Genomic DNA, 12,126 nt, shown 5'->3' with positions numbered 1-12,126 from the left:
CCGGCCGACGCATCGAAATAAAGACAGCCAAAGCGTCAGACAGGCTCTGAGTCAGACCAACCCGACCCCCACATCAATCATTACTGACAGGCTCAACCATCTGGCGGGCTCAACTACCGGCCGCATGCTCAACCACGGGATCCGTCAGAAGTCCCGGTGAATTGCGTGTGACAAAAGTTGTCTGGTGGCTGAAGTGGGGGCGTCCTGTTGTGGATGGCCGGGTAGGCGCTTGGGGTGTGCGCGACATATCTGAGTTCAAATGTTGCGCACATCACATTCGTTGCCTACTCTGGATGAGGCTGCAGAGGCGCGGCCATTGGCTGCAGCGTCGCGGCCTCCCCGGCTGCAGCGTCGCAGCCAAGCAAGGAAGGCATGATCATCTTGTCCGAAAAGCTCAGCATTCTCGTCCGTATAGATCTCGACCACGCGAAGGCCCAGGTCCTCGCCAAGGGCCACGTCACCGTTCACAGCATCCAGGCCCTCTACGTGGTGGTGAAACGCGCAAACGCTTTGAAGCACAACCTGGACCTGGAATTGGACGTGCGCAACGCCCGCGTGGATCCCGAAGCCCTGCGGCAGCTTCAGGTCTGCTCCGAGACCCATCACCTGCCCGCCAGGATTGACCCGCAGCAGACGCACTGCACGCTGAGCATCCTCCCGCCCCGCCGCGTCACCGCCAAAGCTGCCGAGTTCAGCCACGCCGCAGCCTGACCCACGCCCTTAGCGCGAACTCCCTTTAGCACGCCCTCTTCTTAGCGCGAACGGGCGCCACAACGCGCTTGAAGGAGGGCCGCCGTCGGGGGTTATCCGACGGCGGGAATCCCGCCGGCCAATTCCGCCGCCGCGGCGAGGGCCCAGCGGTCGTTCTCCGGATCGAAGAAGACCACCATGGATGAATCGGCTTCGCGGGCCTCGTCGAGGGCGAACAGCAGGGCATCCTCCAGATGCTGCGCGTGTTCCAGCCGTTCGGGAAGCGTGCCCGGAAGACCGCCGTCGTCAATGACGACGTGGGCCTTGCCGTCCACGATGACCTTCAGCGCAAAACCCTGGTCCTCATGAAGGGACCCCCGGGTGGATGCGATTTCTGTGACTTTGTCGGCCCGGACCAAACCGTTGTTGATGGTGCGGATCCACACTTCACCCATGAGACCTCCTTGGCTGAGAGGGGCAGGCGGAAGCGCCCCACAAGGCAAACGTTAGTCCTCGCGGGGCCGCTTGTGACCCCCTAAAAGCTGGCGAATTTCCCGCGGCATAAGATAAATCTGATGACTTCGCCAGGAACCCCACAGCCGTTCAACTTCCGAAGCATCGCCATACCCGCCTTCGGACCGGCGCTGCTGTTCTGCATCGGCGAAGGCGCGGTCCTCCCGGTGGTGGTCCTCTCCGCCCGTGACCTCGGCGCCTCGGTGGCGGTCTCCGCTCTGATCGTCACGCTGATCGGGCTCGGCTCGTGGTTTTTCAACCTGCCGGCCTCCCTCATCACCCTCAAGTTCGGCGAACGCTGGTCCATCGTCGGCGCCGCGGCTGTGGGTGCCCTGGCGCTCGCGGCCGCCGCCATGTCATCCATGATTCCCAATGGACTGTGGCTGCTCGCGGTGGCGATGGCCGTCGTCGGGATGGCCGCCAGTGTCTTCAGCCTGGCGCGGCAGAAGTACCTCACCGAGGCGGTGCCCGTCCAGTTCCGGGCGCGGGCGCTGTCGACGCTGGGCGGGGTCAGCCGGATCGGCGTCTTCATCGGGCCGTTCATAGGTGCCGGCGTGATGCAGTTCGCCGGGATCGCCGGAGCGTACTGGGTGGGGGTGGTGGGCATGGCGGCCGCCGCCGTTTTGGCGGTAACCATCCCGGACCTGGTGGTCCCGCCAGCGCCCGACGGCGGCCACAAGGGTCCGGAGCCGACGCTGCGGAATGTGGCGGTTTCGCATGCCCGCGTGTTCCTGACGCTGGGGGTGGGGGTCCTGCTGCTGAGTGCGCTGCGCGCGTCCCGCCAGGTGGTGATCCCGCTGTGGGCGGACCATCTGGGCATGGATCCGGCCCAGGCTTCCGTAATTTACGGGCTGTCCGGGGCGATCGACATGCTGGTGTTTTACCCGGCCGGCAAGGTAATGGACCGCCGCGGCAGGCTGTTCGTGGCCATCCCGTCCACCATCATCATGGGCATCGCGATGCTGCTCATTCCCATGTCTGCGTCCTTTGGCGGGCTGCTGCTGGCGTCGCTGCTGATCGGCTTCGGGAACGGCATCAGCTCCGGACTGATCATGACCCTCGGCGCAGACTTCTCGCCCGACCGCGGACGCGGCCAGTTCCTGGGGCTGTGGCGGTTCATCGCCGATGCGGGATCAACCGGCGGGCCCGTCCTGCTCTCCGGGGTGACGGCGCTGGCCACCCTGGGTGCGGGAGTCTCGGCCACCGGTCTGCTGGGGTTTGCTGCAGCTGGTGTGTTCGCCGTTGTGCTTCCGCGGTTGCGGCACCGGCGGAACTACTGACCCTCTCTCCTTCGCTGGATCCACGATGTCCTTCCCCGAAGCTGCTGACCGGTGCATCCGGCATCATTATCACTACCGGCCAGGTGTCACACTCACCAGCTTTAAAGACCGGTCACTCTCCGCGGCCAGCCAGGCGGGCCTGGTGAACAACCTCAACGACGGCCTCGCCTGGGGCCTCTTTCCGGTCTTGTTCGTCAGCTTCGGGCGGGCCTGGCAATTGTTGCGGCAGCCCACAGCTTCGGGCCCTGGCTCGTCGCCGCAGTCCTCCTGGGACTCGGAACGGCCATGGTCTACCCCGCCCTCCTGGCCGCAATCGGCGACGTCGCACACCCAACCTGGCGGGCCCGCTCTGTCGGGGTCTACCGGCTCTGGCGTGATGGCGGCTTCGCCATCGGGGCGCTCCTGTCCGGTCTCCTCGCTGATCTGTATGGGATTCCCGCAGCCATCGCCGCCGTCGCCGCACTCACCGCCGCATCCGGTTCAGTCGTCGCCGTCCGAATGCGCGCCAACGATCATACGACGAGGTAGAAACTGCCCTTCGCCTAGTACAGCAGCCCACACGATCCCGCATGGACGCATAACAGTCAGAGGACACAGTCCATCGGCAGTCACGACACATATCGACAGCACAACGCCGCCACGCACCGCCAAAATCCACAGCCAGAACCCGGCCCAGGACGCTGGCGGCCGCATAGCCCCAGCATCTGCCTATGGAGAGGCGGTCAGATGCACGACGGAATCGGGACTGTGCTCTGCATTGCTTGCGGCAGACCCTGCCACTTCTTCCTCCACGAGGGTGTTAATCCCGTTCAAAATCCCGCACAAATGGTGCCAATGCCAAAGCCGTTGACACCCTTCCCCGCCCGGCGTGTACTTGAATCGGCGTCTGCATTAACTGAAGCCAAGCCACAGAGCGGCCTGACCTTTCCGTTCCACCGGACATAGACGGAGGTCTAAAAATGGGACAAGCACGCGATGCAATGGACCGCTTAACCACTGCCATGACGGCGAGGGACAAAGAGACACAGGCAGCGTGTTACTCAGCTGATGCGGTGGCCTTCACGCCCGAGGAGGGCAAGCTCGTCGGGCCCGAAGCCATCAGCAACTACCTGTCGCAATTCGGGGAATCGTTCCCGGATATCACCTATGAGTACGCGCAAAGGTACGAGGCTGGAAATGTGGCGATCGATGAGGGCTTTGTCGTCGGAACCAACACAGGACCGCTGACCACGCCGTCCGGCGAAAGCCTGCCTCCCACCGGAAAGAGCATCCGAGTGAGGAGCTGCGACGTCGCCCACGTCGAAGATGGCCTGATCACAGCCCACCACTTCTACTTTGACCAGATGGAGTTCCTCGGACAACTCGGACTGCTTCCGGAATCCCTGTCCGAGCCCTGAACCCGCAGGGTAGAGGCCCGAGGATGCGTAGGGTACAAGGGATTCGACTACCGTGCAGGTCCATCCCAAGGCTGGAACCTTGCACACTTCATGCTCCTCGTCGCGATCAACGCACTGGTTTTGGGTGATAGTTCTGCATGGTGACTAATTCCCGGGCGGTCCAGCCGGCCGCGCATCTTCCGGCTATTTCGACCACAGGACCATCCCGCCCGGCTGGCGCGACGGGCGCTGCCCGCCCGTCAGTGGAGATACGGTGACGGCCCCCTCTGGAGGCTCCCTGGTCCGGCGGGGGAAGGAGTTTTACGACAACCTCCCGCTGCCGCTTCCTGTTGTGGCCGCGATTGTCCTGGATCTCCTCCTTGCCCGGCTCCGTCCGGTACCGGTTCCCGGTTCCCCCTCCCTCCACCGGATGGCGGGGGCGGGACTGCTGCTCGCCGGCGTCGGCCTTAATCTTTGGGCTCTGGCTGAACGGCGGCACCGCACGGCGGGTCCATTCGCGCTGGAGCGGCCGGAGGAGCTGGTCACCACGGGTCCCTATGCAATCACCCGTCATCCCATGTACGTCGGCTGGTGGCTCATCCAACTGGGAGCAGGAACCTTGGCCGGTTCATCCTGGGTCCTCGCGACGCTGCCGGCCGAATTGATAGTGGAACACCGGGGTGTCCTGGGTGAAGAGGCCATGCTGACCGAGCTCTTCGGCCGGTCCTACCTCGATTACGCGGAAAGGGTTCCACGCTACCTAGGATCCCCCTTCCGGGCACAGACTTGGTTCGATTGGGGAATGGAACTCTGCAAAGCACTAGACGCACATCAATTACGTGGATTACAGCACGCGGTACTAGACCAAACAGGAACTCGGAACGTTCGGCGGGTAATGGTTATTGCAAGACAATACCTGCAGCGGGGTGAAATTCTTTCCCTGGCGACAGCGCAGGCCACCCCTCCGCGCGCGGTCTCAGCCACGGGCATACTGGGGTTCGCCGCGGCTGGCGTGTTCGCCGTCGTGCTTCCGCGGCTGCGGCACCGGCGGAATTACTAACTTTGATTGACTATCGGCGACAGTAGCTGCGTCGTAGCGGAAGAAACTTCAGGTCAGGCAGAACCAAAGTTGATCACATCGCCCTGGAGACCGGGACTGCTGGCCGTAAGCTGACAGTCCGACTTGATGCCGTTGACGGTCAGGCCGGTGAACGTACCCGAACCGGCCTGGCTGGGAGTCGGGATAGCCACAGTGCACTTGTTCTGGGGACCTGTAGGCGGTTGACCTGTGAACGTGAGCGTAACTGTCGCTGTGCTTTGAGTTTGGTTTTCGAAGGCATCAAGAATTGAGACGGTGACGCTGAACCCGTTCTTCGGGACCGGAGCGCCGATGGGACTGAACTTCAGCCGGCTGGGCGCCCTGCAACCGAGCTGGTGACCGTGAAGTTCTCCGCGACACCAGCGGCGGTCGTCGTCGTGTTGCTGGTTCCCGCAGCCGACCAGTAAGCGAAGGCTGCGCCGCCGCCGATGGCCAGCATTGCGGCGGTGGTGATGATGATGCGCTTCTTGCGTCCGATTACTTTGCTCATGTGAGACCCCTAAGAATTTGTGCGGTATTCCGCCGACCTTGCGAGCCCCCAGGCTCTGATATGAATTCCTTCCCGGACCAGACGCAACTTACGCCGGGTAATTCCTCAAGATTTTTGTCAGCTGAGATTAGCTGCGGCATCGGCGGATCCACAAACGCCCTGCGCGAGATGGCATTTCGCGCCCGGCTTACCCGTTGCCAAAGGAACGCGAAAGGATCACCCTGAAGTAGGCCACGTTTGACGTGTTGAGTGTGGAGGTCAGGGCGATGAGCACCACTTCAGATGACCTGTTTCCGGCAAAACCGGAGGCAGAGACACACGAACTCAAACGGGTCATGGGCCCCAAGCTCCTCCTGCTGTTCATCGTCGGCGACATCCTCGGCGCAGGCGTGTACGCAGTCACCGGAACCATGGCCGGGACGGTGGGCGGCATCGTCTGGTTGCCCTTCCTGCTAGCGTTCGTCGTCGCGACGCTGACCGCGTTCTCCTACCTCGAGCTCGTCACGCGGTACCCGCAGGCAGCAGGGGCGGCGCTCTATACGCACAAGGCGTTCGGCATCCACTTCGTCACGTTCCTGGTGGCCTTCGCCGTGGTCTGCTCCGGCATCACCAGCGCCTCCACCTCCGCGAACGTCCTCGCCCAGAACTTCTTCGGCGGCCTGGAGATCAACGGCTGGATGGACGTGCCCGCGCAAGGTGTGATCACCGCCGTCGCGATGGCATTTATGCTCCTCCTGGCCGCGATCAACCTGCGCGGCGTGGGGGAGAGCGTGAAGTTCAACGTGGTGCTCACGCTGGTGGAGATGATCGCCCTCTGCATCGTGATCGGCGTCGGCTTCTACGTTATGACGCAGGGCACCGGGAACCCAGGCGAAATCTTCGTGTTCAACGATTACCAGGACAAGGGACTGTTCCTGGCGGTCACCGCAGCAACCTCCATTGCTTTCTTTGCCATGGTGGGCTTTGAGGATTCGGTGAACATGGTGGAGGAGACCAAGCACCCCGAGAAGATTTTCCCGCGGACCATGCTGACCGGCCTCGGCATCTCCGTCCTCCTCTACATGCTGGTGGCCGTCTCGGTGGTCAGCGTGCTGTCGCCCACCGAGCTGGAAAACATCAGGGAAGCAGAAGGCGCCGCGCTGCTGGAGGTAGTGCATAAGGGCTCGCCGGACTTCCCCATCGACAGGGTCTTCCCGTTCCTCGCCGTCTTCGCCGTTGCCAACACCGCGCTGATCAACATGCTGATGGCGAGCCGGCTGATCTACGGCATGGCACGCCAGAACGTCCTGCCGCCTGCCCTGGGAAAGGTCCTGCCGGGCCGCCGCACCCCGTGGGCCGGCATCCTGTTCTCCACCGTCCTCGCGCTCGGGCTCATCTGGTACGTCACCAGCGACGCCAAGAGCAACATCGTGGCAAACCTTTCCGGCACCACGGCGTTCCTGCTGCTGTGCGTCTTCACCGTAGTGAACGTGGCCTGCCTGGTCCTCCGCCGCAAGAGGGACCCCAACCGCAAGGTGTTCTTCACGTCACCCGGGCAGCTGCCGCTGCTTGCCGCCCTGCTGTGTGCCTTCCTCGCCGGACCGTGGGTGGGCCGCAACGTCATCCAGTACCAGATCGCCGGCGGTCTGATGGCGATCGGGGTGGTGCTCTGGTTTATCACCTGGCTGATCAACAGGCGGACCAACGGGGCGGACGGCGAGCCGGTAGGGACGCAGAAGATCGGCAAGGATGACGCTTAGGGCGCCTCTAACGGTGCCCGACGGCGGCTGCCGCGCTCAGCGCCCCGGCGAGTTCCCGCCGTCGTACTTTTCAGAACGTCCGACGACGGCGGCTGGCGCTAGCCGATGATGGGGCGTTCCTCAGGCAGGCTGTAAAGGCGGGGCCGCGAGGACAAGGCGAGAGCGGACGCGACCGTCACTGTGCCGATTCTGCCGAGGAACATCAGGGCCATAAGCACCCATTCCGCCGCCGGCGGGAGGTTGTAGGTGATGCCGGTGCTCATCCCCACGGTGGCGAACGCGGAGATGGATTCGAACAGTACCTTCTCCAGGCTGTAGTCGGTCACCATCAGCAGCGCCAGCGTGCCAGCCACCACCGCTGCCACCCCGAGCAGCGCGACGGACAGGGCCTGGCGCTGGGACGAGGCGCTGATGGAACGGTGGGCTATGGTCACCTCGTCCCGGCCGCGGACCTCGTTCCAGATGGAGAAACCGAGTACCAGGAACGTTGTGATCTTGATGCCGCCGGCGGTGCCGGCGCTGCCGCCGCCAATGAACATCAGGATGTTGGTGACCATGAGGGTTTCCGGTGATGCCGCGCCGTAGTCGATGCTGTTGAAGCCGGCAGTGCGGGGGAAGACGCCGCCGGCCAGGGAACCCAGCAGCTTCCCGGTCAGGGACAGGCCGCCGAGTGTTTCGTCCCTGTTCCATTCGAACGCGGCGAAAAGCGTGATGCCAAGAACCAGCAGCATCAGCGTGCCGTAGATGGTCAGGCGGAGGTGGACGCTCCAGTTCCGGGCCTTGAGGTTTCCCCGGAGCAGTTGGATGATCACCGGGAATCCGAGGCCGCCTCCGATGATCGCCAGGCAGATGGGGACGATGATCCAGGGATCCTCGGCGAAGCCGATGAGGTTGTCGCTGTAGAGCGCGAACCCGGCGTTGTTGAACGACGAGACGGCGTGGAACACACCGTGCCACAGAGCCGTGGCAGGGTTCTGGTCGTAGGCCAGCCAGAAGCGTCCGGTCAGCACCACGGCGGTGGCACCTTCAATGCCCACCATGAGCCGGGCTACGCGGAGCAGCACGGCGCTGACGTCGCCCAGGTTGAGCGTGTGCGTTTCGGACTGCGCCACGAGCTGGCCGCGGAGGCCGATGCTTTTGCGGACCAGCAGGGCCAGGAGCGTCGCCAGCGTCATGATGCCGAACCCGCCAACCTGGATCAGTCCCAGAATCACGGTCTGCCCGAAGGGGGTCCAGTACGTGGCCGTGTCCACTGTGATCAGCCCGGTAACGCAGACAGCCGACACGGACGTGAACAGGGCGGCCATCAGGGGATCGGCTCCGGGATCGCTGCCGGTCCGGGCAACGGGCAGCATCAGCAGGGCTGCACCCAGGATGATGACGGCCAGGAATGCCAGGGGCACCGACCGGACGGGGTGCGAGAGGGCCCGCCGGATGGCGCTCTCCTTGCGGGCCCTGGCCGTTTTGGCTGCCTTGCCTGCCTTGCCTGTCCATCGCGCCCGGCCCGGACCCTTCACCCCGGCGGCTCCGCCCCGTGCGGTCATCGGAATGCCCGTCAGCCTACGTGGATGCCGGGGCGGCGGGCGGGATCGGGTTCGTTTTCCCTGATGATCTCGCGGACCACGGGGGCGGTGTCTCCGCGCCCCAGCAGCAGGTAGCGCATGAGGTGCGCCAGGGGATTGCCTTCTGCCCATTCAAAGTAGGCGTGGGGCCGGACGCCGGTGGCGTCGCGGAGGGCCAGCAGGATGGCGGCGATGGCGTTGGGAGCGGCCGGGCTTTCGGCGCGGAGCACGCGGTGTCCGTCCACTTCGATTCCGCGCACCTCGAGGACGTCGCTGAAGCCCGAGGGGTCGGTGACTTCGATCTCTAGGAAGATCACATCGGCAGTGCCCGGCACAGGGTTGTTCTCCCGCTGCTCGGCTTCCTTCTCACGGTATTCTGCGGCATCGCGGGCCTGCGGGCGGTTCGCGATCAGGTTTATCCGCCCGTCAAAATCGAGCGTGTCGGTGATGAAGGAGCGGGCTTCGTCGTCGAACTCGATCTTGTGGACCCGGAGTTCTGTGGTGCGGCTGACCCGGGAGACGAGCGAGACCACAATGATGCCCAGGATGAAGAAGCCGGAGATTGCGATGCCGTCCGGCTTGGCGATCACGTTGGCCCCCAGCGCGTACAGCAGGATCAGGGTCAGGATGGTGAAGCCGACGGCGGCGCGCCGCCTCTTGCTGCGGGCGGCGGAGATGCTGACCGCAACGGCGCCGGAGACCATCATGGCCAGGATGCCGGTGGCGTACGCACCGGCCTGGGCGTTGACGTCGGCGTTGAAACCGATGGTGATCAGGATGCTGATGGCGGTGTACACCAGCACCACCGGGCGCACGGCCCGGGACCAGTCCGGGGCCATGCCGTAGGACGGAAGGTAGCGGGGAACGATATTAATCAGTCCGGCCATGGCGGAGGCACCGGCGAACCACAGGATCAGGATGCTGCTGACGTCGTATACCGAGCCAAAGCCGTTGCCGAGCAGCTCGTGCGCCAAGTAGGCGAGGGCGCGGCCGTTGGCCTCGCCACCTGCCTGGAAGGCCTCGGCGGGGATCAGCACCGTCGTCACGAAACTGCTGCCCAGAAGGTACACGCTCATGATCAGGGCGGCGGTGGTGAGGAGTTTCCGGGTGTTGCGGACGCGGGCGGCCAGGCGTTCCTCGGCTGTGGCGCCGTTGGCCGCGACCAGTGGCATCATGCTGACGCCCGTTTCGAAACCGGACAGGCCCAGGACCAGCAGCGGGAAGGCGAGCAGGGCGGGTCCGGCGATATCGCCCAAGCCGGTCCCGGAGGAGGTGAGCGCCGCGGTCCAGTCAGCCATGGCACCCGGCTGGGTGACGGCGTCGTACAGTCCCATTCCGATGATGACGGCGTTCAGCACGAGGAAGATGGCGACGAGGGGGATGGCGACGGCCACCGCTTCGGAGAAGCCGAGCAGGAACACCCCGCCCAGAATGAGCAGGAGCACCACGGTGATGAGTACCGCCTGATTCTCCAGGAAGTGCGGCAGGTAGGGGTTCTCGAGCATGTGGACGGTGGCGTCGGCCGCGGAGAGCGTGATCGTGATGATCCAGGAGGTGGCGACGAAGCCGAGCAGGATGAGCACAAAGATCTTGCCGCGCCAGAACGGCAGGAGCTTTTCCAGCATGGCCACCGATCCCTGGCCGTGCGGGCTTTCGTGCGCCACCCTTCGGTACATCGGCAGCATGCCCAGCAGGGTGAGGCCGACGATCAGCAGGGTGGCCAGCGGGGAGAGCGCCCCGGCGGCGAGGGCGGCGATGCCGGGCAGGTAGGAGAGGGTGGAGAAGTAGTCCACCCCGGTCAGGCACATGACCTTCCACCAGCTCTGGGTGGGGGCCTGGTTCTCCGCAGTTTCCGGGCCCACCGGCTGGTGGACGGTGTGTTCGAGCAGCCACCGGGTGAGCCGGTTTCCGGGTCCGCCGTCGCGTTCGGGATTGGGAACGCTGGCGGGAATGGAGAAACGGGTGGGTGCAGTCAACGGGTTACTTTCTTTACCCCGCGCAGGCGGGATTGGGGTGAATAACCAACGGAGCGTAGCACCGGGCCAAGGGCCCTTTGCAGGAAAACACGGGATCTTAACGCATCCTTAACGCCTGCCCGACACGTTCGTTATGACTGCACACTAAGGCTGGAATCTGTAGCCGATGCCAGCTTCGGTGAGGAGATGACGGGGGTTTCCGGTGTCGGGTTCGAGTTTGCGGCGGAGCTGGGCCATGCTGTTTGCCCAACGTCCGGTCGGCAGCGACATTTGGATCGCGCTCGCCTGGTGCGTCGGCATCCTCGTCCTCGCCTACGTCTTCGCAGTGGTGGTCTACCGGCGCAAGATCACCTGACGCCGTATGTTCCGCGACTGACGATGCTGATGCGAGTCACTTTGAGAGTCAGAACGGGCGACGGCGGGCTTAGCGCCCCGGCGCGTCCCGCCGTCCTGCGGCATATGCGAACAGTGACGTGGTGGCCACGGTGGCCAGGTACCCGGCGATCACGATGAGCGAGATCCCGGCCCAGAAGTAGTTGGTGGTGCTGTCCTCCTGGAGCGGCCCCGGGGCGATCTTGGCCAGCGAATAAACGGCAACCCCCGCCGACGCGAGCCCAATCACCACCGGCAGCGTGAGCCAGATTTTCGCCGAGCCCACGTGCTTGCCGAAGCCGTCCCACACGTTCCACGCGGCGCCATTCCGCATGATCAGCCAGCCGGCGGGAATCATAAATGCGCCCACCAGGAGGAAGGCCGCCACGACGTCGGCCGGGCGGTGCCACTGGTTGATCAGGGTGGACACCCCGGAAGCGATCGCGAACGTGCCGCCCACAAAACCGGCAAGCGGACGCCACCGCGGCGACGCCATCAGGAACACCGCCGCCGCAGCTGATGCCGCCAGGGTGGTGTGCCCGGACGGCAGCGAGTTCAGTTCGAGAGTCACCACACCCTTGTCCGGGCGCGTGGGCAGCACTTCCTTCAGGACCTGCGTGGCGATATTCGCGCCGATGCACGCGGCTACGGCAATCCCGGCAGCCGTCCACCGCCGTCGGATCACCGTGACAAACAGGACCACGACGGCGGCCACCACCAGTGAGATGGTGGGCAGCCAGTCCAGGAACTCGGTGGCCGCCTTGCCGGCGGGTCCGTGGATGTCTACGGCCTCAACCAGCGCGGATTCATCGATGAACTGGCCTGTGCTGGTCTGGACGAAGTAGTAGTACGTGGCGATCAGGCCCACAACGCAGGCGAGCCAGGCGAACGCGAACATAAAGCCGGAGCCCGGGGTGGGGCGGGCAGGGGTCCGCGGTGGTGCCTGGCGTGGAATGGTCATCGGTTAAGGGTGTCACAAAAAACTGGGAGGACCCGCACGGTTGTTTTGTGGCCCGGGCTGACCGAATT

At 64.5% G+C, this 12,126-nt stretch carries 10 protein-coding genes and 3 pseudogenes; 7 read left to right on the top strand and 6 right to left on the bottom strand.

The genetic code is table 11. The annotated features are described in order from the left end of the window. Window positions 1-372: 372 nt before the first annotated feature. Window positions 373-711: a hypothetical protein gene (locus tag NG696_RS01125; RefSeq protein WP_308291921.1), complete on the top strand. Its 339-nt coding sequence runs from the start codon at window positions 373-375 to the stop codon at window positions 709-711. A gap of 92 nt (window positions 712-803) precedes the next feature. Here the strand turns inward: NG696_RS01125 and NG696_RS01120 are convergent, their stop codons facing one another. Further along, a complete protein-coding gene (locus NG696_RS01120; RefSeq protein WP_252573588.1) occupies window positions 804-1,145 on the bottom strand; it encodes a hypothetical protein in 342 nt (113 codons plus the stop codon). A 120-nt stretch (window positions 1,146-1,265) separates the two neighbouring features. On the opposite strand from NG696_RS01120, the gene NG696_RS01115 reads away from it, so the two are divergent. The 4 genes and pseudogenes from NG696_RS01115 (at window position 1,266) to NG696_RS01100 (ending at window position 4,919) form a co-directional block, all read left to right on the top strand. After that, window positions 1,266-2,483: an MFS transporter gene (locus NG696_RS01115; protein WP_252569921.1), complete on the top strand. Its 1,218-nt coding sequence runs from the start codon at window positions 1,266-1,268 to the stop codon at window positions 2,481-2,483. An 88-nt stretch (window positions 2,484-2,571) separates the two neighbouring features. Continuing rightward, a pseudogene (locus NG696_RS01110) lies at window positions 2,572-3,011 on the top strand (MFS transporter); the annotation flags it as partial. Window positions 3,012-3,442: 431 nt separating this feature from the next. Continuing rightward, window positions 3,443-3,880, top strand: a complete 438-nt coding sequence (locus NG696_RS01105) for a nuclear transport factor 2 family protein (protein ID WP_252573587.1) — start codon at window positions 3,443-3,445, stop codon at window positions 3,878-3,880. 253 nt (window positions 3,881-4,133) lie between these two features. Continuing rightward, window positions 4,134-4,919, top strand: coding sequence for a methyltransferase family protein (locus tag NG696_RS01100; protein WP_252573586.1), 786 nt, complete (start codon window positions 4,134-4,136; stop codon window positions 4,917-4,919). A gap of 343 nt (window positions 4,920-5,262) precedes the next feature. Here NG696_RS01100 and NG696_RS01095 read toward each other — a convergent pair whose 3' ends face one another. Then, window positions 5,263-5,448: a hypothetical protein gene (locus tag NG696_RS01095; protein ID WP_252569915.1), complete on the bottom strand. Its 186-nt coding sequence runs from the start codon at window positions 5,446-5,448 to the stop codon at window positions 5,263-5,265. Window positions 5,449-5,714: 266 nt separating this feature from the next. Here NG696_RS01095 and NG696_RS01090 point away from each other — a divergent pair, with 266 nt between their 5' ends. After that, the gene (locus tag NG696_RS01090; RefSeq protein WP_252573585.1) at window positions 5,715-7,187 is read left to right on the top strand and encodes an APC family permease; all 1,473 of its coding nucleotides are present in this window, start codon (window positions 5,715-5,717) and stop codon (window positions 7,185-7,187) included. A 98-nt stretch (window positions 7,188-7,285) separates the two neighbouring features. Here the strand turns inward: NG696_RS01090 and NG696_RS01085 are convergent, their stop codons facing one another. From NG696_RS01085 to NG696_RS01075, 3 genes and pseudogenes are all read right to left on the bottom strand, one after another. Further along, window positions 7,286-8,731 (bottom strand): TrkH family potassium uptake protein, encoded by a 1,446-nt coding sequence (locus NG696_RS01085; protein WP_252573584.1) that lies wholly within the window; start codon window positions 8,729-8,731, stop codon window positions 7,286-7,288. Window positions 8,732-8,742: 11 nt separating this feature from the next. Beyond that, entirely contained in the window at window positions 8,743-10,725 is a 1,983-nt protein-coding gene (locus NG696_RS01080; protein WP_252573583.1) for an APC family permease, read from the bottom strand. A 144-nt stretch (window positions 10,726-10,869) separates the two neighbouring features. After that, window positions 10,870-10,962: pseudogene (locus NG696_RS01075) on the bottom strand (DNA-binding response regulator); the annotation flags it as partial. A 1-nt stretch (window position 10,963) separates the two neighbouring features. Between NG696_RS01075 and NG696_RS01070 the strand changes: the two are divergent. Next, window positions 10,964-11,080: pseudogene (locus NG696_RS01070) on the top strand (ABC transporter permease); the annotation flags it as partial. Window positions 11,081-11,149: 69 nt separating this feature from the next. On the opposite strand, the gene NG696_RS01065 reads toward NG696_RS01070, so the two are convergent. Continuing rightward, on the bottom strand, window positions 11,150-12,058 hold the full coding sequence (locus NG696_RS01065; RefSeq protein ID WP_252573582.1) for a phosphatase PAP2 family protein: 909 nt from the start codon (window positions 12,056-12,058) through the stop codon (window positions 11,150-11,152). Window positions 12,059-12,126: the final 68 nt, after the last annotated feature.

The sequence above is a fragment of the Pseudarthrobacter cellobiosi genome, assembly GCF_023913755.1.
Lineage (GTDB): Bacteria > Actinomycetota > Actinomycetes > Actinomycetales > Micrococcaceae > Arthrobacter > Arthrobacter cellobiosi.
The sequence above is the reverse complement of the archived record's forward strand: the minus strand, read 5'-3'. Positions and strand labels throughout refer to the sequence as shown.

What these genes read in the sequence shown, in the direction of transcription:
- NG696_RS01115 (WP_252569921.1), top strand. Translation starts at nt 1,266, where the DNA reads ATGACTTCGCCAGGAACCCCACAGCCGTTCAACTTCCGAAGCATCGCC.
- NG696_RS01090 (WP_252573585.1), top strand. Translation starts at nt 5,715, where the DNA reads ATGAGCACCACTTCAGATGACCTGTTTCCGGCAAAACCGGAGGCAGAG.
- NG696_RS01125 (WP_308291921.1), top strand. Translation starts at nt 373, where the DNA reads ATGATCATCTTGTCCGAAAAGCTCAGCATTCTCGTCCGTATAGATCTC.
- NG696_RS01095 (WP_252569915.1), bottom strand. Translation starts at nt 5,448, where the DNA reads ATGAGCAAAGTAATCGGACGCAAGAAGCGCATCATCATCACCACCGCC.
- NG696_RS01065 (WP_252573582.1), bottom strand. Translation starts at nt 12,058, where the DNA reads ATGACCATTCCACGCCAGGCACCACCGCGGACCCCTGCCCGCCCCACC.
- NG696_RS01105 (WP_252573587.1), top strand. Translation starts at nt 3,443, where the DNA reads ATGGGACAAGCACGCGATGCAATGGACCGCTTAACCACTGCCATGACG.
- NG696_RS01120 (WP_252573588.1), bottom strand. Translation starts at nt 1,145, where the DNA reads ATGGGTGAAGTGTGGATCCGCACCATCAACAACGGTTTGGTCCGGGCC.
- NG696_RS01085 (WP_252573584.1), bottom strand. Translation starts at nt 8,731, where the DNA reads ATGACCGCACGGGGCGGAGCCGCCGGGGTGAAGGGTCCGGGCCGGGCG.